We start from the raw sequence: 20,357 nt of genomic DNA on the forward strand, positions 1-20,357 counted from the left end.
AGCGTTGAGAGAAGGATATTCCTCCGTCAGCCGATCTCCTCCGTGAGTTCGAACCAGCGCAGCTCCAGCTCCTCGATCTCGGCCTGCTGGTCGCTGATCTTCTTCATCCGGTCGCCGAGGCCCGCATAGTCGGACTGGTCGTGGTCCGCCAGCGCGGTCTTGGCGGCGTTCACCTGCTGCGTGAGCTTCTGGATGCGCCGCTCGAGAGCGGACACCTCCTTCTGCGCCGTGCGCAGTGCCGCACCGTCGAGCCCCTTCGCGGCAGCTGTGGCCGTCGCCGTCGCTGCGGCCGTCGCGGTCTGCTTCGACCCGGTGGAGGACTGCAGGTGACGCAGTCGCAGATACTCGTCGACCCCGCCGGGGAGGTGACGCAGGTGACCGTCGAGGATCGCGTACTGCTGGTCGGTGACGCGCTCCAGGAAGTACCGGTCGTGGCTGACGACCAGGAGCGTGCCCGACCAGGAGTCGAGAAGGTCCTCGATCGCGGCGAGCATGTCGGTGTCGAGGTCGTTGGTCGGCTCGTCGAGGATCAGCACGTTCGGCTGGTCGAGCAGCACGAGAAGCAGCTGCAGGCGACGCTGCTGTCCACCCGAGAGATCCTTGACCGGAGTGGAGAGCTGGGCGGAGTCGAACCCGAGCCGTTCGAGCAGCTGCCCGGGCGTGAGGTCCTGCGCCTTGGAGCCGGCCCCCATCGTGTAGGAGGTGCGCAGGCCCGAGATGATCACACGCACCGGGTCGTTCCAGTGCTGGGTGAGCTCGTCGAGCCGCTGTGTGAGGGTCTGCACCTTCACCGTCGTGCCGCGCTTGACCCGTCCGACGGTCGGCTCCACGGTGCCGGAGATGAGGCCGAGCAGCGTCGACTTGCCGGCGCCGTTCACACCGAGGATCCCGGTGCGCTCCCCCGGCGCGATGCGCCACTCGATGTCGCGCAGCACGACCTTCTCGCCGCCGTCCGCCGTCGGGTAGGTCACCCCGACGTCGAGCAGGTCGACCACGTCCTTCCCGAGTCGCGAGACGGCGAGCGACTGCAGCGACACCTTGTCGCGGATCTCGGGGACGTCGGCGATGAGCTCATTGGCCGCGTCGATGCGGAACTTCGGCTTGGCCGTGCGGGCCGGAGCGCCACGGCGGAGCCACGCGAGCTCCTTCTTGGCGAGGTTCTGACGCTTCGCCTCGGTGGCGGCCGCCATCCGGTCGCGCTCGACGCGCTGCAGGATGTACGCCGCGTAGCCGCCCTCGAAGGGCTCGACGATGCGGTCGTGCACCTCCCAGGTCTCGGTGCTGATCTCATCGAGGAACCATCGGTCGTGCGTCACGACCATGAGGGCGCCCGAGTTCGGCGACCAGCGCTTCTTGAGGTGTCCGGCGAGCCAGGTGATCGCCTCGACGTCGAGATGGTTGGTCGGCTCGTCGAGGGCGATGACGTCCCAGTCTCCGGTGAGGAGCTTCGCGAGCGACACCCGACGCCGCTGCCCACCGCTGAGAGAACCGATCTCGGCATCCCACGGGAGGTCGGTGAGCAGCCCTTCGATGACGTCGCGGATCCGCGCATCGCCCGCCCACTCGTACTCCGGGGTGTCGCCGACGACCGCCGCACTGATGGTGAGGTCGTCTGGCAGGTTGTCGGCCTGATCGAGCACGCCGATCCGCGTTCCTCCGCGCACCGTGACGCGTCCAGAGTTCGGTTCCTTGATGCCTGCCAGCATGCCGAGCAGGCTCGACTTGCCGTCGCCGTTGCGGCCGACTATGCCGATGCGGTCGCCCTCCTCGATGCCGAGGGTCACGGAGTCGAAGACGACCCTGGTCGGATATTCGAGGTGGAGGGCTTCAGCCCCGAGAAGATGTGCCATGTTCCTTCCAGGGTAGCCGCGTGCGACGAACCGTCCGGCCGTTGCCCGGAAGGCTGCCTCCGACGGACGTCGCCCGATCTAGGATCGACGGGTGCCAAGGAATCGCCGGGTGTTCTCGCTCATGCTCGACAATCGCAAGGCGAAGCTGATGGAGTCGAAGAGACGACCCGGTCGCTTCGAGCTCAGCGTCGATGGGATTCCGCAGTCCGTCGTCTCGATGACCGATCCCACCGCGCTCGAATACGCCTACATCCAGCACATCGCCAGAGCGATGGACGCCGCGGCGGAGCCCGGTGCCCCGCTGTTCACCGTGCATCTGGGCGCCGGAGCACTCACGCTGGCTCGCTACGTCGCGGCCACGCGTGCCGGGTCCCCGCAGCTCGCGGTGGAGTTCGAACCCGCCCTCTACACCGCGGTGGTCGCCGCCCTGCCGCTGCCCTCCGGCACCGATCTGCGCGTCATCTTCGGCGATGCGCGAGCGGTCGCAGACGCGGATCTCCCCGACGAGAAGCGCTCGTCGGCGCCCTCGTCCTCTGTCCCCGCGGTCGCCGCGGCTGCAGCGGAGAGCACCGCGATCGACACCGACTGGGTGGATGCGCAGTTCACAGTCGTGGATCTGTGGGATGCCGCGGTCATCCGACATCGTGTGGCCAGCCAGGAGTTCTACCGCCGCGTCGCCGCACGCTCCGCCGCGGCGGGCGTCGTGGCCGTGAACCTGCTCGACGGGCACCCGTTCGAGTACTCACGGCGACAGGCGGCCACCCTGCGCACCGTGTTCGACCACGTCGCCGTCGTCCTCGACGCCGAACCGGAGGATGATGAAGGGCCACTGGGCAACGTCGTCATCTTCGCGAGCGACGAGCCGCTGAGCATCGTGACGATCCCCGAGCTTCTCGGCCCGCCACGACCTCATATGCTCCACGACGATTCTCTGACGTCGTGGATCGCCGAAGCGCGCATCATGACCGACGCCGACGGCACGGACTCCCCCGACCCCGACGATCCGATCTGGGACTAGCCCCGGCGCGACCGCCTCGTCAGCCCGCCTCGTCAGCCCGTCTCGGTCGCTGCATCGGCCGAGACCGCCGGTGCGGTGACCGACCCCGCCGTGCGGAGGAACACGATGATCCAGCTGAAGATCAGCACGGCGGCGATCAGCTCGACAGCGGTGAGGTTGTAGTAGCCGACCGCGAAGAAGGCCGCGAGCAGGATGATTACCAGCACGTAGATCCACCCGAAGACCACGAACACACGAGGGATGGTCGGCAGGAACCACGGCAGGCCGACCACGACGATCCCGAACACCACGGTCATACCCGTCGCGACGGTGTTGTGCAGGAGGAAGAACTCGTCCACCGGGAAGATACCGACGCACGCGAGGAAGATGCCCATCAGGATCAGTCCGCCGCGCACCATGAAGCGTCCTCGCCGTTCCTCCGGGCTCTCGGCCGGGAGCCCCGCGGTCGCGTAGCGGGAGATCGTCGTGATCATCACCCCGGCGATGACCAGCGTCACATTGAACGCGACCGATGCGCTGTTGGTGCTCATGCCGAGCGCTGACAGGTTGTCGCGCCACCAGTGCACGTCGCTGGAGGCGAGCATGCTGGCGAATGCGCCGACCACGAGGAAGACGGCGAGCACCAGCGACAGCACCATCGGGGTCAGGGCGACGGCACTGAGGAAACAGACGTATCCGGTCAGCGCGAAGGCGACCGCCACCAGGATGGCGCCGGGGAACGGGAACACCGGGGCATCGGTGAAGCTCCGCTCGAGGAGCTCGGCGACGCCGAGCCAGCCGAGGTACGCGATGGCCGCGTGGGCGAAGGCGATGGCGGTGAGGTCGTACCACCGCAGCCGATCCCCCGGCACGCTGAAACCGTCGCGCGCCGCGCGGGGGTCGGGCTGCGCGGGGCGTACGGCGACGCGCCCGAGGGTGAAGGCGATGACGGCGGTGATCGCGCCCCCGTACGCCGCGAAGACTCCGATCGAGCCGCTGCCGCTGATCGCCAGGTCGTGGCCCCAGAAGACCGGGAGTCCGATCAGGAATCCTGAGACGAAGAAACCGGCGCCGACGATCAGCGCCGTCGCCTCGAAGACGGCCTCCGCCGTCGCCGGGCCGCGCACCTGACGCAGCACCTGCATCACCCTGCTCGCGAGTGCGTTCATCCTCGTCCTTCCCGGTCCACATCCTAGAAGCCGCGCACGCCGCGCACCGGCTTGCGCGCCCGGGCGTTCGTCGCGTGTGCGACTAGCCTGGACGGGTGACCCAGACCATCGCCGCCCGCGCCGCCCTCCTCGACATGGACGGCACCCTCGTCGACTCGACCGCCGTCGTGGAACGGCTGTGGCTCGCATGGGCAGAGCCGCACGGCATCGATCCGGAGACGGTGCTGCGCACCGTGCACGGGCGACAGGGCCATCAGAGCATGGCGATCATGCTTCCGGAGCGCGATCATGCGATCAACCTCCACGAGAACGACATCATGCTCGCGAACGAGGCGGGTGACGTCGACGGAGTGATCGAGATCCCCGGCGCACGTGCGCTGCTCGATGCGCTGCGGCCCTTCCCACACGCGATCGTCACCTCCGCGAACGTCGCACTCATGACCGCACGGATGCGGGCCGCGGGCCTCACCGTTCCCGCACAGAAGGTCACGGCCGAGGATGTGTCCGCCTCCAAGCCCGACCCCGAAGGGTTCCTCCGCGCGGCAGAACTGCTCGGGATCGCTCCGGCGGATTGTGTCGTGTTCGAAGACTCCGGTGCGGGCATCCAGGCGGGCCTCGCTGCGGGAATGCGCGTCGTCGGCGTGGGCACGCACGCCGCGGCCCACCACCCGACCGTCCTAGTCACCGACCTCTCCCAGGTCGCTGTCTCCCCCACGGCCGACGGGTTCGAGCTCACGATCGGATGACGTCGCCCGCTCCTCCCGCCGACCCTTCACGATCTGCCCGCGCCGCTACGATGAGGCGATGCGACGTTTCCCCGCCTCGGTCTACGAAACCGGTGAGGAGCCCGATCCGCGCTTCTCTCTCGCGAACGAGCGGACGTTTCTCGCCTGGACGCGCACCGGGCTCGCGCTGATCGCCGGTGGCGTCGCCCTCGAGGTGCTCGGCCTCGACCTCCACGCCGGCTTCCGTCTCGCAGCCTCGCTGGTGCTGATCGTCACCGGCACTGCCGTCGCACCGCTCGCCTGGTGGGAGTGGATGCGCGCCGAACGTGCGATGCGTCGCTCCCGCCCACTGCCCGGAGCATTCTCTGCCGTGGTGCTCGCGATCGTGGTGACGGTCGTCGGCCTGCTCGTCCTGGCCGGGGTGCTCTGGCGGTGACGGCTCGCAGGTCGGATACCGGACGACCGGATGCTCCGGGGCCACACGCACAGGGGCCTTTCGATCCGGGCCTGCAACCCGAGCGCACCGAACTCGCCTGGCGCCGCACGGCCCTCGCGATCGCCATCGGCTCGCTGGTGTCGCTGCGCATCTTCCCTCTGCTGCTACCGCCCGCCTTCACCGCGTGGGGGTTCGTCCCCGGTGCTGTCGGCCTCGTGGCGGCCTGCGCCCTCTGGTTCGCGGCACGCCGACGTCAGCTGCGGATGACCGCATGGCTGCACTCGACACTTCCGGGCGCGACGCCGCCGGGCTCGGCGCGGATCACGGCGCCCGGCGGAGGGCTGCTCGTCGCCCTCACCGCTCTCGCAACGGCATTCGGGGTCCTGTGCATCGGGATCGTCGTCGTGTCGTCGTTCGTTCAGTTGCGCGGATAGTCCTCGAAGATCAGCGTCGTCCTCGTCGAGCGGATCGAGGGGATCGCCTGGATGTCCTCCAGCACGATGCGACGCAGATCGCGGGCGTCGTTCGCACGCACCAGCAGGATCACGTCGAAGTCGCCACCGACCAGCGCCATGTGCTCGATCTCGGGTATCGAGCGCAGCCGTTCGCTCACCGCCTGCCAGGTCGCCTGCTCGATCGCGAGGGTCACGTAGGCACTGGCGTGGTGCCCGAGCAGCACAGGGTCGGTGCGCACCGTGTACCCCGTGATGACGCCTGTGTCGGTGAGCCGTTTGATCCTCGCGTGCGCACCGGCGCGCGAGATGTGCACGGCATCCGCGATCGCGGTCATCGACGCGCGCGCATCCTGACGCAGTTCCTCGAGGATTGCCCGATCCGTCTCATCCAGAGCGACCATGCGACCCCTTCCTCGATGCAGAATTTCTGACACTTCGCTCAAGAATGCCTCATGTGACGAGCTTTCATCCACGATTCCGCAAAAGATCTTGGATGAGTGACGCCCCAGAGGCATGCTGTCCTCATCGAGTTCGGCAAGGAGGGCGAACGCATGCTGCACACCGACCTGCTCCCGCGCGACACCGCGGTGCAACTGATCGACGAAGACGGAACGGCCGTCGCCGACGAGCGGTATGCGCTCCCCGATTCGGACACGCTGCTCGCGGCGTACCGCGGGCTCGTCGAGGGCCGGCGCATCAACGATCAGGCCGGAGCCCTCGTGCGCCAGGGCCGCCTCGCCGTCTACCCGTCGTCGCACGGGCAGGAAGCCTGCCAGGTCGGTGCCGCCATGTCGCTCGGCGCCACGGATTGGCTGTTCCCCACCTATCGCGACTCGGTCGCCGTCATCGCGCGCGGTGTCGACCCCGCCGATGCGATGGTGCTCCTCAAGGGCGACTGGCATTCGGGGTACGACGTGCGCGCACACCGCGTCGCCCCGCAGGCCACTCCGCTCGCCACCCAGCTGCTGCACGCCGTCGGCTTCGCCCAGGCGGCGAAGCATCGGGGCGAGGACACGGTCGTCCTCGCGCTCTGCGGCGACGGCGCCACCAGTGAGGGCGACTTCCACGAAGCCATGAACTTCGCCGCGGTGTTCCACGTCCCCGTGGTCTTCTTCGTGCAGAACAACGAGTTCGCGATCTCGGTCCCGCTCTCTCGCCAGACGGCCGCCCCCTCGCTCGCCCACAAGGCCATCGGCTACGGGATGCCCGGGCAGCGGGTCGACGGCAACGACGTCGCCGCCGTGGTCGCCGTGCTCGACGAGGCCATGTCTCGCGCCCGCGCCGGCGGAGGGCCGAGCCTCGTCGAGGCGCACACGTATCGGATGCAGGCGCACACCAACGCCGACGACGACACCCGCTACCGGGAGCGCGACGAGGTGCAGGCCTGGATCGCCCGTGACCCGCTGCTGCGCCTTCGGGCGCACCTGACCGCCACCGGCGCGCTCGACACCGCGACCGAGGAGCGCTTCGCCTCGGGAGCCGAGGAGATCGCCGCAGCGATGCGGACCGCGTTGAACACCGACGCCGACCTCGACCCCGAAGACCTGTTCCGCTTCGTGACCGAGACCCGATCCTCTCAGCTCGACGAGCAGTGGGACCTGCTGCGCGGCGAGATCGAACGGTCGCGTCTCACCGATGCCGGAGCCGGAGCCGGAGCCGCGATGAACGGAGCACGCCGATGACGATCGCACAGGACGACACCCGCACCGAGAGCGAAGCCGCCACGGTGACGACGATGACGATGGCCGCCGCGTTGAACCGTGCCCTGGCCGATGCCATCGAGTCCGATCCCGATGTCGTGGTGTTCGGCGAAGACGTGGGCGCGCTGGGCGGTGTCTTCCGCATCACCGACGGTCTCACCGCCCGGTTCGGCGAAGAGCGCTGCTTCGACACCCCGCTCGCGGAATCCGGCATCGTCGGCACCGCTGTCGGCATGGCCATGAACGGCCTTCGTCCCGTGGTCGAGATGCAGTTCGATGCGTTCGCCCTCCCCGCCTTCGAGCAGGTCGTCAGCCACGTCGCCAAACTCGGCAACCGCACCCGGGGCGGCATGCGGATGCCGTTGGTGATCCGCATCCCCTTCGGCGGCGGCATCGGCGGGGTGGAGCATCACTGCGACTCGTCCGAGGCCTACTACGCGCACACGCCCGGCCTCACGGTCGTCAGCCCGTCCACTCCGCAGGATGCCTACTCGCTGCTGCGTGCGGCGATCACCTCCCCCGACCCTGTGGTCTTCCTCGAACCGAAGAAGCTCTACTGGGCCAAGGGCGAGGTCGACACCTCGGTCACCGCCGACCTGGGAACGGCCCGAATCGCCCGTGAGGGTTCCGACGTGACGCTCCTGGCATACGGGTCATCGGTTCCGCTCGCGCTCGACGTCGCCGACGTCGCCGCCGCCGAGGGGCGCAGCGTGCAGGTCGTCGACGTGCGCTCGCTCTCGCCGTTCGACGATGCGACGGTGACGGCCGCCGTGAAGTCGACCGGCCGCGCCGTGGTCATCGCCGAGGCCCCGGGATACGTGAGCGTCGCATCCGAGATCCAGGCTCGCGTCTTCGAGCGCTGCTTCGAGTACCTCGCAGCTCCCGTGCGCCGGGTGACCGGCTTCGACACGCCGTATGCCCCGCCGAAGCTCGAGCACTGGTACCTGCCCGACGTCGATCGCGTGCTCGACGCGATCGACACGCTGCACTGGGAGGACGACGCATGAGCACCCCGCTGAAGCCGCACGCTGGCACGCAGGTGTTCCTCCTGCCCGACCTCGGCGAAGGCCTCACCGAGGCCGGACTCGTGCAGTGGCTCGTGTCGGTGGGAGACACCATCACGACCGATCAGCCGATCGCCGAGGTCGAGACCGCGAAGAGCATCGTCGAGCTGCCGTCGCCGTTCGCCGGCATCGTCACCGCGCTGCACGGCACCGCCGGCGACACGATCGACGTCGGTGCCCCCGTGCTCGAGGTGGCGGACTCCCTGCCGTCTCCGGCCGCGCCCACCGCCGAACCGGCGCAGCCCGAGCACGAGGCCTACCGCGAAGAGGAGCGCGCGGGTTCGGGGAACGTGCTCATCGGCTACGGCACCACCGCGCGTCCCACCATGGGGCGACGCCGTCCGTCAGCCGCCTCGGTGTCTGCGCCTCGGTCACCGGCGACAGCATCGACCCCCACGCCGACCGCGGTCCCTTCCGCCCCGAGCACCCCCGAGACTCCTCCTCCGTCGCGATCGGCCGACCGCAGACCTGTCGCTGTCCGCTCCCCGCTCGTTCGCCGACTCGCTCGGGACCTCGGTCTCGACGTGCACTCGATCGCCGCGACCGGCACCGACGGCGCCGTGACGCGCGCAGACGTGCTGCGGGCCGCCGTCGAGAACGCCGTCGACACTGCCGTGGACACTGCCGTGGACGCTGCCGCTGCACACCATGACGGCTCCACCGCAGGCGGCGGCACGCCCGGACACCCGCTCGCCGAGACGGTCGACGGCCTCGGGGTGCTCTCCCGCGAGCGGATGTCGCCGTTGCGTCGGGCTGTGAGCGCGAAGCTCACCCGCAGCCGATCCGAGATCCCCGAAGCCACCGTCTGGGTCGACGTCGATGCCACCACGCTGTGGGACCTGCGTTCGCAGATGGCACCGGAGGGAGGCAAGGCTCCGTCGGTGACCGCGCTCCTCGCACGTTTCGTCCTGCTCGCCCTCGAGGACTATCCCGTGCTCGCATCGCGCCTCAAGGAGAGCGGGGACGAGATCATCTCGTTCGACGGCGTGAACCTCGGCATCGCAGCAGACACCGAACGGGGGCTCCTTGTTCCGGTGCTCCCCCGCGCGCACGCGCTCACGGTCGCGCAGCTCGACACGGCACTGCGCGAGCTCACCGCCACGGCGCGCTCCGGGACGATGCCGCCGGAGCGCCTGCGGGGATCGACGTTCACCCTCAACAACTACGGCGGCCTCGGGGTCGATGGATCGGCCGCGATCATCAACCACCCCGATGTGGCGATCCTCGGCATCGGGCGGATCATCGAGCGACCGTGGGTCGTGGAGGGGGCGATCGTGGCGCGCCGGATCGTGCAGCTCTCCCTCGCGTTCGACCACCGGGTGTGCGACGGCGGCTACGCCGCGGGCTTCCTGCGGCGGGTGACCGAGCTCATCGAGCATCCGCTGCGCGCGTTCGGGAGGGTCTGACGGAGAAGTCCTGGATTCTCGATTCCGCGGATGACGATGCGCTACGCTCGGCAATTACTGACCGACCATTCGGTCATGAATAACCGGAGTGCTTCATCGCCCTCTCCCCTCGGAATCGCAGAACAACGGAGTTCGCATGACGTCAGCAGTGTCCGACCGCACCTCGTCCGCACGAATGCCCGCCGAAGAACGGAGGGTGCTCGCCGGCACCCTCGTCGGTACGTCGATCGAGTGGTACGACTTCTTCATCTACGCCCAGGCCGCAGGGCTGGTCCTCGCGCCCCTGTTCCTCGCCCCCATCGCCGAGGAGAGTCCCGGCTTCGCGCAGGTGCTCTCCTTCGCCACGATCGGCATCTCGTTCCTCTTCCGCCCCCTGGGGGCGATCGTCGCCGGCCACCTCGGCGACAAGCTCGGGCGCAAGAAGATGCTCGTGCTCACACTCATCATGATGGGACTGTCCACGTCTCTGATCGGTCTCCTGCCGACGTACGCGGCCATCGGCGTGGCCGCGCCCATCCTGCTCATCCTGCTCCGCATCGTGCAGGGGTTCTCCGCGGGTGGCGAGTGGGGCGGCGCGGCATTGATGGCAGTCGAGCATGCCCCGAACAACCGACGAGGGCTCTTCGGGGCCTTTCCGCAGATCGGCGTGCCTGTCGGCATGATCCTCGCGACCTCGACACTGTGGGTGCTCACCAGCTCGATGTCGCCGGAGGCCTTCCTCGAGTGGGGGTGGCGCATCCCGTTCCTGCTCTCGATCGTGCTCATCGCTGTCGGTTACGTGATCCGTCGCGCGGTCGACGAGAGCCCGGTCTTCGAGGATCTGCGACGTCGCCGCAAGGAGGCCTCCGCCCCGCTGAGCCGCCTGTTCCGCCAGAACACCAAGCAGGTCGTCCTCACCGCGATCATCTTCATCGCGAACAACGCGGCGGGCTACCTGCTCATCGCCTTCTTCGCGACCTACGCCGTCACGACGCTGGGCATGGAACGTCCGCCGGTGCTGCTGGCGACGACGCTCGCCTCGTTCGGCTGGCTCATCTTCACCCTGTGGGGCGGACATCTCTCCGATCGACTCGGCCGCATCCGCACCTTCCAGATCGGCTACGTGGTACTCGCGCTCTGGGCGGTGCCGATGTGGTTCCTGATCGATACCGCGAACATCCTCTGGTACTTCGTGGCGCTGTTCGTGATGACGTTCGCCCTCGGTTTGTCGTACGGCCCTCAGGCCGCCCTCTACGCGGAGATGTTCCCCGCGAACGTGCGCTACTCGGGCGTCTCGATCGGGTATGCCCTCGGGGCCATCCTCGGCGGAGCCTTCGCACCGATGATCGCCGAGGCTCTGATGAACCAGTTCCACGCGGCATGGACAATCGGCATCTACATCGCCGTGGCCGCCGTGATCTCGCTCATCGGCGTCTCGCTCGTCAAAGAGACGAAGGGCGTGGATCTGCACACCTGACGAGCCGATCGACGACGCGGGATCGCGGTGGTCACCGCGCCTGTGCCATAATTACCGGACGATCGGTCAGTAATTCGGGCCGATCGTCCGGACAGACCGATCAGCCGGACGACGGTCGCCGTCGAGACAACGAAGTCAGGAGTTCCGCATGACCGAGGCATATCTCGTCGGAGGCGTACGCACCCCGGTCGGACGCTACGGCGGCGCCCTCGCCTCCGTGCGCCCCGACGACCTCGCATCGATCGTCGTGCGCGAAGCGGTGCGGCGCGCGGGGATCGACCCCCTGCAGGCGGAGATCGACGAGGTGATCCTCGGTGCGGCCAACCAGGCCGGGGAAGACAACCGCAACGTCGCCAGGATGGCCGTCCTGCTCGCGGGCCTCCCCGACACCGTGCCCGGCATCACGGTCAACCGGCTGTGCGCCTCGGGGATGTCGGCCGTCACGATGGCAGCGCAGGCCATCCGCGCCGGTGATGCCGACCTCATCGTCGCCGGCGGCGTCGAGTCGATGACACGCGCCCCCTGGGTGCAGGCCAAACCGGAGAAGGCCTGGGCGAAGCCGGGCGCTGCTTTCGACACCTCGATCGGCTGGAGATTCCCGAACCCCCGCCTGCTCGCACGAGAGAAGGCGACGTTCACGATGCCGGAGACCGCAGAGGAGGTCGCTCGCGTCGACCGCATCACCCGCGACGAAGCGGATGCGTTCGCACTGCGATCGCAGCAGCGCGCCGCATCGGCGATCGCCGATGGACGCTTCGAGGCGGAGATCGTCGGCGTCCCCCTCGACGCCGCCGTCAGCGCCGGTGCGGAGGTCCGCGTGGACGAGGGCCCCCGTCCGGAGACGACCCTCGAGGGACTTGCGCGCCTGCGTCCCGTCGTGGCCGGCGGTCAGGTCGTCACCGCCGGCAACTCCAGCGCCCTCAACGACGGTGCTTCCGCGATCGTCGTGGCGAGCGCGGAAGCCGTCGAGCGCTACGGACTGGTGCCGCGGGCACGTATCGTGGCCGGCACCAGTGCGGGCCTGGCTCCCGAGGTCATGGGCCTCGGCCCGGTTCCTGCGACACAGAAGGCGCTGCGTCGATCCGGGCTCTCCATCGACGACATCGGCTCGATCGAGCTCAACGAGGCGTTCGCCACGCAATCCATCGCCTGCATCAGAAGACTCGGACTCGACGAGTCGCGCGTGAATGCCGACGGCGGAGCCATCGCCCTCGGCCACCCACTCGGCTCCTCCGGATCCCGTCTGCTCGTCACCCTCCTCGGCCGCATGGAGCGCGAAGGCTCTCGATACGGACTCGCCACCATGTGCGTCGGCGTGGGGCAGGGCGCAGCCGTGATCGTGGAGAAGGTCTGATGGCCGCCGGCCCCCTCGACAGCGGACCGCTCGTCGTCGAGCGTCACGACGACCGCGTGGTGGCGACGCTCCACCGACCGCACAAGCGCAACGCGATCGACCAGGCCACGATCGACGCGATCCACGTGCTGTGCGCCGAACTCGAAGCCGTGCCGCGCCCGCTGATCCTCACCGGGGCCGGAGGAGTGTTCGCCGCGGGCGCCGACATTGCCGAGCTGCGCGAGCGCCGTGCGGCCGATGCGCTTCGTGGGATCAACGCCCACGCGTTCATCCGGCTCGCCGAGCTGCCGATGCCGGTCATCGCCGCGATCGACGGGTACGCCCTCGGTGGAGGAGCCGAACTCGCCTATGCCGCGGACATCCGCATCGCCTCGCCATCGCTCGCCATCGGCAACCCCGAGACCGGGCTGGGCATCCTCGCCGCAGCGGGGGCAGGGTGGCGCCTGAAGGAGATCATCGGAGACGCCAGGGCCATCGAGCTGCTGCTCACCGGTCGCACCGTGAAGGCCGATGAGGCGCTGCGCATCGGTCTCGTATCGGCGATCCATGAGACAGCGGAGCTTCTGCCCGCCGCCCACGCCCTCGTCGATCGCATCGCCCGCAACGACCGGGCAGCCACCATCGCGACCAAGCGTGTCTTCCGCGCGCCGCGCGACCACCATCCCGCCGTCGACCTGGAAGCGCAGGCCGAGCTCTTCGAGAGTCCGGAGAAGTTCCGGCGGATGACCGACTTCCTGGAGCGGAGAGACCGATGACCGAGAGCAGTTCCCCGGCCCCGCGACACGTGGGGGTGCTCGGCGGCGGACGCATGGGCGCCGGGATCGCCCACGCATTCCTGCTGGCAGGCTCCCGCGTCACCGTCGTCGAACGCGATGCCCATGCGGCCAGATCGGCATCGGCCCGCGTGCTCGAATCCGTCGACTCCTCGATCGCCAGAGGCACGGCGGGCGAATCCGTCGACCGGTACCGGGAGCGTCTCGCCACGGGCACGGATACGGCGCTGTTCGCGTCGTGCGCGCTCGTCGTCGAGGCGGTGCCGGAAGACCTCGCCCTCAAGATCGATGCGCTCCGACGCGTCGAGGCGGCGATCGCGCCCGACGCGGCGATCGCCTCGAACACCTCCTCCATCTCTATCGATGAGCTGGCCGCCGTGCTCGATCACCCCTCACGCTTCCTCGGCATGCACTTCTTCAACCCCGTGCCGGCCTCCACGCTCGTCGAGATCGTGCGAGGTGCGACCACGGCTCCCCCGCTCGTCGATTCCGCCCGCAGCTGGGTGGAGGCGCTGGGCAAGACGCCGATCGTGGTGGCAGATGCCCCCGGATTCGCGTCCTCCCGACTCGGCGTCGCCGTCGGCCTCGAGGCGATCCGCATGCTCGAGGAAGGCGTCGCCTCCGCCGAGGACATCGACGCCGCGATGACGCTCGGATACAAGCACCCGGTCGGCCCGCTCCGGCTCACCGACATCGTCGGCCTCGACGTGCGGCTCGGCATCGCCGAGTACCTCGCCGCGCATCTGGGCGAGCGCTTCGAACCTCCCGCCCTGCTGCGTCGACTGGTCGCCGAGGGACACCTCGGCCGCAAGAGCGGACGCGGCTTCTACGAATGGGACGCCTCATGAAGGGAACCCTCATGAAAGGAACCCACATGAAAGGAACAGAGATGATCGAGACCCTCCCCAGCTACGTCCAGGGAGAGTGGTGGACGCCGTCGTCCGACGCGAAGACCACCGAGGTCCGGGATGCGTCGACGGGTGAGGTCGTGGCCCGTGTCTCGACCGAGGGACTCGATCTGGGCGCCGCCCTCGAGCACGCCCGCACCGTGGGCCAGGTCTCGCTGGGAGAGCTCACCTTCCATCAGCGTGCCGTGCGCCTCAAGCAACTGGCTCTCGCCCTGACGGAGCGCAAGGCCGAGCTGTACGAGCTCTCCAGCCGCACCGGTGCCACGGCGCAGGATTCCTGGGTGGACATCGACGGCGGGATCGGCGTGCTGTTCGCGTACTCGAGCAAGGGCCGACGCGAGCTGCCGAATGCGAAGGTGTATGTCGACGGAGGCGTGGAGAACCTGTCCAAGGACGGCTCCTTCCTCGGCCGCCACATCTACACGCGGCTGCGCGGCGTCGCCGTGCAGATCAACGCCTTCAACTTCCCGGTCTGGGGATCGCTCGAGAAGTTCGCGCCCGCGTTCCTCGCCGGCGTCCCGACCCTGGTGAAACCCGCCACCCCCACCGGGTACCTCGCCGAAGCCATGGTGCGCGTGATGGTGGAGTCGGGGCTCCTTCCCGACGGCTCGCTGCAGCTCGTCTCGGGCAGCGTGCCCGGTCTCTTCGACGAGCTGCGGCTGGGCGACCTCGTGGCCTTCACCGGTTCGGCATCGACGGCCGAGCAGCTGCGCGCTCACGATTCCGTGCAGACGGGAGGTGTGCGCTTCACGAGCGAGACCGATTCGATCAACGCCTCGATCCTCGGGACGGATGCCGTCTCCGGCACGCCCGAGTTCGACGCGTACGTCAAGCAGCTCGTCGCCGAGATGACCACCAAGGCCGGCCAGAAGTGCACGGCGATCCGCCGCGCGATCGTGCCGACGACTGCCGTCGACGACGTCATCGCCGCAGTCCGGGAACGCCTCTCGACACGTGTCGTCCTCGGCGACCCCCGCGCCGAGGGCGTGACGATGGGTCCGCTCGCCTCGATCGCGCAGCGCGAGGAGGTGCTGCGTCAGGTCGGCCGCCTGCAGGCCGGCGGAGGAGAGCTCGTGATCGGCACGACCGATGCACCGACCGTCCGGCACGGCGACGGCAGCGAAGGGCCGGCCCCCGACGGTGCGTTCGTGGCGCCGATGCTGCTGCGGTTCCCCGACCCGGAAAGCGCGGCGGTCAACGAGATCGAGGCGTTCGGCCCGGTGTCGAGCATCGTCGGCTACCGCACCCTCGATGAGGCGAGCGCCCTCGTGGCCCGGGGCGGAGGGTCGCTCGTGACGAGTGTGGCCACGCACGACCCCGAGGTCGCTGTCGCACTCGCGACCGGCATGGCCGCGTACAACGGGCGCGTGCTCTTCCTCGATCGCGATGATGCGCGCAGCTCGACCGGGCACGGTTCCCCGCTCCCGAACCTCGTGCACGGCGGCCCCGGGCGCGCGGGCGGAGGCGAGGAGCTCGGCGGCATCCGCGCCGTGCTGCACCACATGCAGCGCACCGCGGTGCAGGGCTCGCCCGAGATGATGACCGCCCTCACCGGCGTCTGGCATCAGGGAGCGACCTCACGCCCGTACGAGCAGAGCGACGGAGTGCATCCCTTCCGCAAGTCGCTGGCCGAGCTCCATGTGGGCGACCAGGTGGCGAGCGGTTCCCGCACCGTCACCCTCGAGGACATCGAGACGTTCGCCGCATTCACCGGCGACACGTTCTACGCCCACATGGATGAGACCTCGGCCGCAGCGAACCCGTTCTTCCCGGGACGCGTCGCCCACGGCTATCTGCTGGTGTCGTGGGCTGCGGGGCTCTTCGTCGACCCGGCGCCCGGCCCCGTGCTCGCCAACTCCGGGCTCGAGAACCTGCGGTTCGTGACGCCGGTCTCCCCCGGCGACGACATCCGCGTCGAGCTCACCGCCAAGCAGATCACTCCGCGGGAGACCGACGAGTACGGGGAGGTGCGCTGGGATGCCGTGCTGAAGAACCAGCACGACGACATCGTGGCCACCTACGATGTGCTCACGCTGGTCGCGAAGGAGAAGGCGCAGGTCTGACGGCGGCGTCGCAACGACCGCCGGATCCCGGTCAGACGGCAGGGACTCCGGCGTCGTCGTTCGTGCGCAGCCCGTCGAGGGCGATCGCGACCACGTCGTCGGCGAGACGGTCGGCGCCCTCGCGCCCCCCGGGTCGGTACCACTCGACGATCGAGTTGATCATCCCGAACACGAGACGCGCGACCACGCTCGCATCGATGTCGGCACGCAACGCGCCCTCGCTCTGCGCCTCCGACACCAGCGCGGTGATCCGACGGTCGAAGGCCCGACGGCGGATCAGCGCCTTGCGCTCCACGTCGGTGTTGCCCCGTACGCGCAGCAGCAGCGTCACGGCCGGCAGCTGCTCCACGAGCACACGGACGGCACCGCGCAGCACATGCTCGAGGCGGTCCACCGCGTTCGAGGCCTCCGGTCCATCCTCCGATTCCGGAAGCGGGTTCTCGACCACGGCTTCCAGCCCGCTCAGCGCCGCATCGAGCGCGAGGTCGAGGATCTCGTCCTTCGAGCCGAAGTGGTGGTAGATCGCCGACTTCGACAGGCCGAGCCGCTCGGCGAGCATGCCGATCGACGTCGCGTCGTACCCGTGCTCGTTGAAGGCGGCGACGGCGACGCCGAGGATCCCCTGCTGGTCGTAGCCGGGGCGGCCGCGTCGTGTGCTCTGCATCTCGGACATCACCCCACAGTCTCGCACCCGATCAGCCGCACAGGCCGGATCGCCGGCCGCGAGGCGATCCGGGTGTCGTCCGTCGTCACCGCAGGTCGTACACCCGCTTGTACTTCCCCTCGCTTCGCGGCAGCGTCCCCGGCTCTTCCAGCTGGACGGCGACCGTCGACCCGACGAAGATCTTGATGCGCTGCGCGAGCACCTCCGCGGCGCTCTGGCAGGTCTCGACGGACAGGTCGGGGTGGCGTTCGATCCGCACCTTCAACGTGTCCATCCGGCCGTCCTTCGACAGCTCGAGGATGAAGTGCGGCGTCAGCTGTTCGATCCCCAGCACCAGCTCCTCGATCTGGGTGGGGAACAGGTTCACCCCGCGCAGGATGATCATGTCGTCGTTGCGGCCCGTGATCTTCTCCATGCGGCGCATCCCCGGACGCGCGGTCCCCGGCAGCAGACGGGTGAGGTCGCGGGTGCGATAGCGGATCACGGGGAAGGCCTCCTTCGTCAGCGAGGTGAACACGAGTTCGCCGAGCTCCCCGTCCGGCAGCACCGCCCCGCTCTCGCCGTCGATGATCTCCGGCAGGAAGTGGTCCTCCCACAGGTGCGGGCCGTCCTTCGTCTCGAGGCATTCGTTGCCCACCCCGGGCCCCATGACCTCGCTGAGTCCGTAGATGTCCAGAGCGTCGATTCCCAGACGCTGTTCGAGCTCGTGGCGCATCTCGTTCGACCACGGCTCGGCGCCCAGGACAGCGACCTTCAACGACGTGGAGCGCGGGTCGACCCCCTGCGCCGCCATCGCGTCGGCGATCGTGAGCAGATAGCTCGGAGTGCACAGGATCGCATCCGGCTCGAAATCGAGGATCAGCTGCACCTGACGGGCCGTCTGGCCACCGGACATCGGGATGACGGTCGCACCGAGCGCTTCGATGCCCGCGTGCGCGCCGAGTCCCCCCGTGAACAGTCCGTATCCGTAGGCGTTGTGCACCTTCATGCCGGCGCGGATGCCACTCGCCCGCAGCGAACGCGCCACCAGAGAAGCCCACCGGTCGAGATCGCCCCTCGTGTAGCCGACGACCGTCGGCCGGCCCGTGGTGCCGCTGGATGCGTGGATGCGGGCGACGTCGGACATCGGCACCGCGAACATCCCGAACGGATAGGTCTCGCGCAGATCCGCCTTGGTCGTGAACGGCAGCCGCTGCACGTCATCCAGGGTGCGGATGTCATCCGGATGCACACCCGCATCATCGAACTTGCGCGTGTAGAGAGGGACGTTCGCGTACGCATGGCGAACGGTCTGCTGAAGCCGTTCGAGCTGGAGAGCCGCGATCTCCTCGCGACTCATACGCTCTTCGGCGTCGAGCTCGTCGGCTGCGGGAGGGCGGACACGGGAGGGCGTTGCGGTCGTCGTCGACACGAGGGGCTCCGGAGGTGGGGATCAGAGGGTCTGGTTGGTGGTGCGGGAGCGTCCGCGGAACTCGGCGACGGGCTCACCCTGCTCGTCGACCACGCTCACGTCATAGATGCCGGAGCGCCCCGTGCGCGTCCGTCGGACCGCCGTCGCGGTGAGCGTCTGGCCGGACACGGTCGATTTGAGAAAGGAGATGTCCGCACCCGCCGCGACCGTCACCCGGTCATCCTCGTTGCACGCGATCGCGAAGGCGGTGTCGGCGAGGGCGAACACGAAGCCGCCGTGCGTGATGTGGAAGCCGTTCGTCATGTCGTCCCGCACGCGCATCGACACGATCGCATGGCCCGGATCGTCGCGTTCGACGACGAGCCCCAGTGCGGCCGATGCGCGGTCACGTTCCATCATGGCTCGATTCGGGCGCACGGCATCCGGCGTCTGCGTCGTCGCTTCCGTCATCGTCGACCTCCTCGTCGAGCGGGTCGGATGCGCACCTGCAGCACCCGATCCGCTCATACTAACCGACCGATCGTTCAGTTAGTCAAACGGAAGCCCCGCCGAGCCTTCCGAGCGCCCCGCCCCCGCGGGGTGAAGCTCAGCCGAAGTCGGGGAGCCGGCGCAGCGTCGCGTCCTCCGTCAGGATTCCGGTGATCACGGCATCCGGGTCCGCGGCGTCGCGATCGACGCGGAACCGGATCGCCTCTCCCTCGCGAGTCGTCCACTGGTACAGGTACTCCCCCGACGACACGATCCTGATCGATGTCCCGCCCGGGAACGCGCTCATGGCTTCGGCCACGGTGTCCCCGATCCTCACATCGCCTGCCGCCGGCAGCGCAGCCGGGTCCTCACGCGGCTCATCCGCGACGTTGGCGAAGCCGACCGAGGCGGCGACCACCACGGTGGCGCCGTCGTCCGTCCAGAGAAGCAACGACGCAGCCCCGTCGGGACTGACGATCCGGGTCTGCCCGCCCGCCCACTCCGACCGGATGACCTCCGCTCCCGGCACCGCCGCGATGGCGTCGTCGAGCTCGGTTCCGAGGACGATCGGTCCGATACCCTCGACGGTCACGTCCCACGTGCTCCACGCGGCTCCGGGGTCGACCGCGGGCGGGGAGGCAGGGGCCTCCGGCGGATTCGCGGTCAGCTCCTCCACCAGCCGCTTCTGGGCGGCGGATGCCTGGTCCCGGAGGAAGGACGCGGCCTGCGCGCTGTCGAAGGCGGCTTCGCCGGAGAACGGCTGCCAGAAGTTCACGAGCACATTGCCGACCGAGGCATACCCCTGGTAGAGACGGTGTCCGCCGCCGAACCCGTCATCGATCACCAGCGACCCCGCGACGGCCCGAACTCCGTCCTCGGACTCCGCCGTGGTCGAATCGAACGTCGACGCGCCGCCCCCGTACGCGAACTGCGCGCACTGCTGAGCGGCGTCGACGTACGTGTCCATGAGCCCCTGCGCCGCCGCCTCGTCGGCGAACTGGAGCACATGCAGCCACCCCTCCCTCTGCTCGGGCACAGCACTGGTCCAGGTGACGGAGCGTGCACCGATCGACGTCAGGGAGGGTTCGTACACCAACGAGCTGCAGATCGCCGGCGAGAGGTCGGGACCACCGCCGTCGGAGACCTGGATCAGGGACGGTGTCGGCGTGCCGACCTCACCGACGTCGGGCAGGATCCTCGCGATATCCTCCGCGCTCGGCAGGAACCAGTCGAGCTCGTCGCCGACGAAGACCGCGGGGCCGGCATAGGGCTCCGGTGCCGATTCGACCGGCGACGGGGTCGGTTTCGGCGTCGTCTGAGGAGCCGGGGTGCATCCGGACAGGGCCACGACGGCCCCCACGGCCAGCAGCCCGAGAGTTGATCGCGAATAGGACCGCAGCGCGGACATGAGCCCTCCGATTGCTCGTGGGTGGCCACTCGCCCCCCTCTCCTCTGAGC

General features: G+C 69.1%; 19 protein-coding genes. 12 read left to right on the plus strand and 7 right to left on the minus strand.

All coding sequences use genetic code 11. From position 1 onward, the window contains the following. Positions 1-26: 26 nt before the first annotated feature. Positions 27-1,850: an ABC-F family ATP-binding cassette domain-containing protein gene (locus tag L687_RS26300; protein ID WP_021198782.1), complete on the minus strand. Its 1,824-nt coding sequence runs from the start codon at positions 1,848-1,850 to the stop codon at positions 27-29. A 91-nt stretch (positions 1,851-1,941) separates the two neighbouring features. On the opposite strand from L687_RS26300, the gene L687_RS26305 reads away from it, so the two are divergent. Then, positions 1,942-2,868 (plus strand): hypothetical protein, encoded by a 927-nt coding sequence (locus tag L687_RS26305; RefSeq protein ID WP_136053605.1) that lies wholly within the window; start codon positions 1,942-1,944, stop codon positions 2,866-2,868. A 32-nt stretch (positions 2,869-2,900) separates the two neighbouring features. Here L687_RS26305 and L687_RS26310 read toward each other — a convergent pair whose 3' ends face one another. Beyond that, the gene (locus L687_RS26310; RefSeq protein ID WP_021198784.1) at positions 2,901-4,016 is read right to left on the minus strand and encodes a DUF998 domain-containing protein; all 1,116 of its coding nucleotides are present in this window, start codon (positions 4,014-4,016) and stop codon (positions 2,901-2,903) included. Positions 4,017-4,111: 95 nt separating this feature from the next. On the opposite strand from L687_RS26310, the gene L687_RS26315 reads away from it, so the two are divergent. Genes L687_RS26315 through L687_RS26325 form a run of 3 tightly spaced genes read left to right on the plus strand, consistent with a single transcriptional unit; the run spans position 4,112 to position 5,611 of the window. Continuing rightward, the gene (locus tag L687_RS26315; protein ID WP_021198785.1) at positions 4,112-4,762 is read left to right on the plus strand and encodes an HAD-IA family hydrolase; all 651 of its coding nucleotides are present in this window, start codon (positions 4,112-4,114) and stop codon (positions 4,760-4,762) included. A 58-nt stretch (positions 4,763-4,820) separates the two neighbouring features. Further along, positions 4,821-5,177 (plus strand): YidH family protein, encoded by a 357-nt coding sequence (locus L687_RS26320; protein ID WP_021198786.1) that lies wholly within the window; start codon positions 4,821-4,823, stop codon positions 5,175-5,177. Beyond that, positions 5,174-5,611, plus strand: coding sequence for a DUF202 domain-containing protein (locus L687_RS26325; protein WP_021198787.1), 438 nt, complete (start codon positions 5,174-5,176; stop codon positions 5,609-5,611). Before L687_RS26320 ends, L687_RS26325 begins: the two co-directional genes overlap by 4 nt. Here the strand turns inward: L687_RS26325 and L687_RS26330 are convergent. Next, positions 5,596-6,033 carry an Lrp/AsnC family transcriptional regulator gene (locus tag L687_RS26330; RefSeq protein ID WP_021198788.1) on the minus strand — a complete coding sequence of 146 codons (438 nt, stop codon included), beginning with the start codon at positions 6,031-6,033 and terminating at the stop codon, positions 5,596-5,598. The genes L687_RS26325 and L687_RS26330 overlap by 16 nt on opposite strands. Positions 6,034-6,183: 150 nt before the next feature. Here L687_RS26330 and L687_RS26335 point away from each other — a divergent pair, with 150 nt between their 5' ends. From L687_RS26335 to paaZ, 8 genes are all read left to right on the plus strand, one after another. Further along, complete coding sequence (locus L687_RS26335) at positions 6,184-7,314, plus strand: thiamine pyrophosphate-dependent enzyme (protein ID WP_031206816.1); 1,131 nt, start codon at positions 6,184-6,186, stop codon at positions 7,312-7,314. Continuing rightward, entirely contained in the window at positions 7,311-8,339 is a 1,029-nt protein-coding gene (locus tag L687_RS26340) for an alpha-ketoacid dehydrogenase subunit beta (RefSeq protein WP_021198790.1), read from the plus strand. The genes L687_RS26335 and L687_RS26340 overlap by 4 nt, the downstream gene beginning before the upstream one ends. Beyond that, the gene (locus tag L687_RS26345) at positions 8,336-9,802 is read left to right on the plus strand and encodes a dihydrolipoamide acetyltransferase family protein (protein WP_021198791.1); all 1,467 of its coding nucleotides are present in this window, start codon (positions 8,336-8,338) and stop codon (positions 9,800-9,802) included. The genes L687_RS26340 and L687_RS26345 overlap by 4 nt, the downstream gene beginning before the upstream one ends. A 136-nt stretch (positions 9,803-9,938) precedes the next feature. Continuing rightward, on the plus strand, positions 9,939-11,258 hold the full coding sequence (locus L687_RS26350; RefSeq protein WP_021198792.1) for an MFS transporter: 1,320 nt from the start codon (positions 9,939-9,941) through the stop codon (positions 11,256-11,258). Between the two features lie 148 nt (positions 11,259-11,406). Next, on the plus strand, positions 11,407-12,612 hold the full coding sequence (locus tag L687_RS26355) for a thiolase family protein (protein ID WP_021198793.1): 1,206 nt from the start codon (positions 11,407-11,409) through the stop codon (positions 12,610-12,612). Continuing rightward, positions 12,612-13,367, plus strand: coding sequence for an enoyl-CoA hydratase/isomerase family protein (locus L687_RS26360; RefSeq protein ID WP_021198794.1), 756 nt, complete (start codon positions 12,612-12,614; stop codon positions 13,365-13,367). The genes L687_RS26355 and L687_RS26360 overlap by 1 nt, the downstream gene beginning before the upstream one ends. Continuing rightward, positions 13,364-14,233 (plus strand): 3-hydroxyacyl-CoA dehydrogenase family protein, encoded by an 870-nt coding sequence (locus L687_RS26365; RefSeq protein WP_021198795.1) that lies wholly within the window; start codon positions 13,364-13,366, stop codon positions 14,231-14,233. Before L687_RS26360 ends, L687_RS26365 begins: the two co-directional genes overlap by 4 nt. A gap of 41 nt (positions 14,234-14,274) precedes the next feature. Then, on the plus strand, positions 14,275-16,356 hold the full coding sequence (gene paaZ, locus L687_RS26370; protein ID WP_021198796.1) for a phenylacetic acid degradation bifunctional protein PaaZ: 2,082 nt from the start codon (positions 14,275-14,277) through the stop codon (positions 16,354-16,356). Between the two features lie 31 nt (positions 16,357-16,387). On the opposite strand, the gene L687_RS26375 is transcribed toward paaZ, so the two are convergent. The 4 genes from L687_RS26375 to L687_RS26390 form a co-directional block, all read right to left on the minus strand. Next, positions 16,388-17,029 carry a TetR/AcrR family transcriptional regulator gene (locus tag L687_RS26375; RefSeq protein ID WP_021198797.1) on the minus strand — a complete coding sequence of 214 codons (642 nt, stop codon included), beginning with the start codon at positions 17,027-17,029 and terminating at the stop codon, positions 16,388-16,390. A gap of 76 nt (positions 17,030-17,105) precedes the next feature. Next, entirely contained in the window at positions 17,106-18,431 is a 1,326-nt protein-coding gene (gene paaK, locus L687_RS26380; RefSeq protein WP_021198798.1) for a phenylacetate--CoA ligase PaaK, read from the minus strand. A 21-nt stretch (positions 18,432-18,452) separates the two neighbouring features. Next, positions 18,453-18,881, minus strand: coding sequence for a hydroxyphenylacetyl-CoA thioesterase PaaI (gene paaI / locus L687_RS26385; protein WP_021198799.1), 429 nt, complete (start codon positions 18,879-18,881; stop codon positions 18,453-18,455). A gap of 136 nt (positions 18,882-19,017) precedes the next feature. Beyond that, entirely contained in the window at positions 19,018-20,307 is a 1,290-nt protein-coding gene (locus tag L687_RS26390) for a sensor domain-containing protein (RefSeq protein ID WP_021198800.1), read from the minus strand. Positions 20,308-20,357: the final 50 nt, after the last annotated feature.

The sequence above is a fragment of the Microbacterium maritypicum MF109 genome (assembly GCF_000455825.1).
Classification (GTDB): domain Bacteria; phylum Actinomycetota; class Actinomycetes; order Actinomycetales; family Microbacteriaceae; genus Microbacterium; species Microbacterium maritypicum_A.

Excerpts from the sequence above, each read along its gene's own strand:
- L687_RS26350 (WP_021198792.1), top strand. The coding sequence starts at position 9,939 with ATGACGTCAGCAGTGTCCGACCGCACCTCGTCCGCACGAATGCCCGCC.
- L687_RS26345 (WP_021198791.1), top strand. The coding sequence starts at position 8,336 with ATGAGCACCCCGCTGAAGCCGCACGCTGGCACGCAGGTGTTCCTCCTG.
- paaI (WP_021198799.1), bottom strand. The coding sequence starts at position 18,881 with ATGACGGAAGCGACGACGCAGACGCCGGATGCCGTGCGCCCGAATCGA.
- paaZ (WP_021198796.1), top strand. The coding sequence starts at position 14,275 with ATGATCGAGACCCTCCCCAGCTACGTCCAGGGAGAGTGGTGGACGCCG.
- L687_RS26300 (WP_021198782.1), bottom strand. The coding sequence starts at position 1,850 with ATGGCACATCTTCTCGGGGCTGAAGCCCTCCACCTCGAATATCCGACC.
- L687_RS26335 (WP_031206816.1), top strand. The coding sequence starts at position 6,184 with ATGCTGCACACCGACCTGCTCCCGCGCGACACCGCGGTGCAACTGATC.
- L687_RS26310 (WP_021198784.1), bottom strand. The coding sequence starts at position 4,016 with ATGAACGCACTCGCGAGCAGGGTGATGCAGGTGCTGCGTCAGGTGCGC.
- L687_RS26375 (WP_021198797.1), bottom strand. The coding sequence starts at position 17,029 with ATGTCCGAGATGCAGAGCACACGACGCGGCCGCCCCGGCTACGACCAG.
- L687_RS26365 (WP_021198795.1), top strand. The coding sequence starts at position 13,364 with ATGACCGAGAGCAGTTCCCCGGCCCCGCGACACGTGGGGGTGCTCGGC.
- L687_RS26355 (WP_021198793.1), top strand. The coding sequence starts at position 11,407 with ATGACCGAGGCATATCTCGTCGGAGGCGTACGCACCCCGGTCGGACGC.
- L687_RS26340 (WP_021198790.1), top strand. The coding sequence starts at position 7,311 with ATGACGATCGCACAGGACGACACCCGCACCGAGAGCGAAGCCGCCACG.
- L687_RS26320 (WP_021198786.1), top strand. The coding sequence starts at position 4,821 with ATGCGACGTTTCCCCGCCTCGGTCTACGAAACCGGTGAGGAGCCCGAT.
- L687_RS26390 (WP_021198800.1), bottom strand. The coding sequence starts at position 20,307 with ATGTCCGCGCTGCGGTCCTATTCGCGATCAACTCTCGGGCTGCTGGCC.
- L687_RS26360 (WP_021198794.1), top strand. The coding sequence starts at position 12,612 with ATGGCCGCCGGCCCCCTCGACAGCGGACCGCTCGTCGTCGAGCGTCAC.
- L687_RS26330 (WP_021198788.1), bottom strand. The coding sequence starts at position 6,033 with ATGGTCGCTCTGGATGAGACGGATCGGGCAATCCTCGAGGAACTGCGT.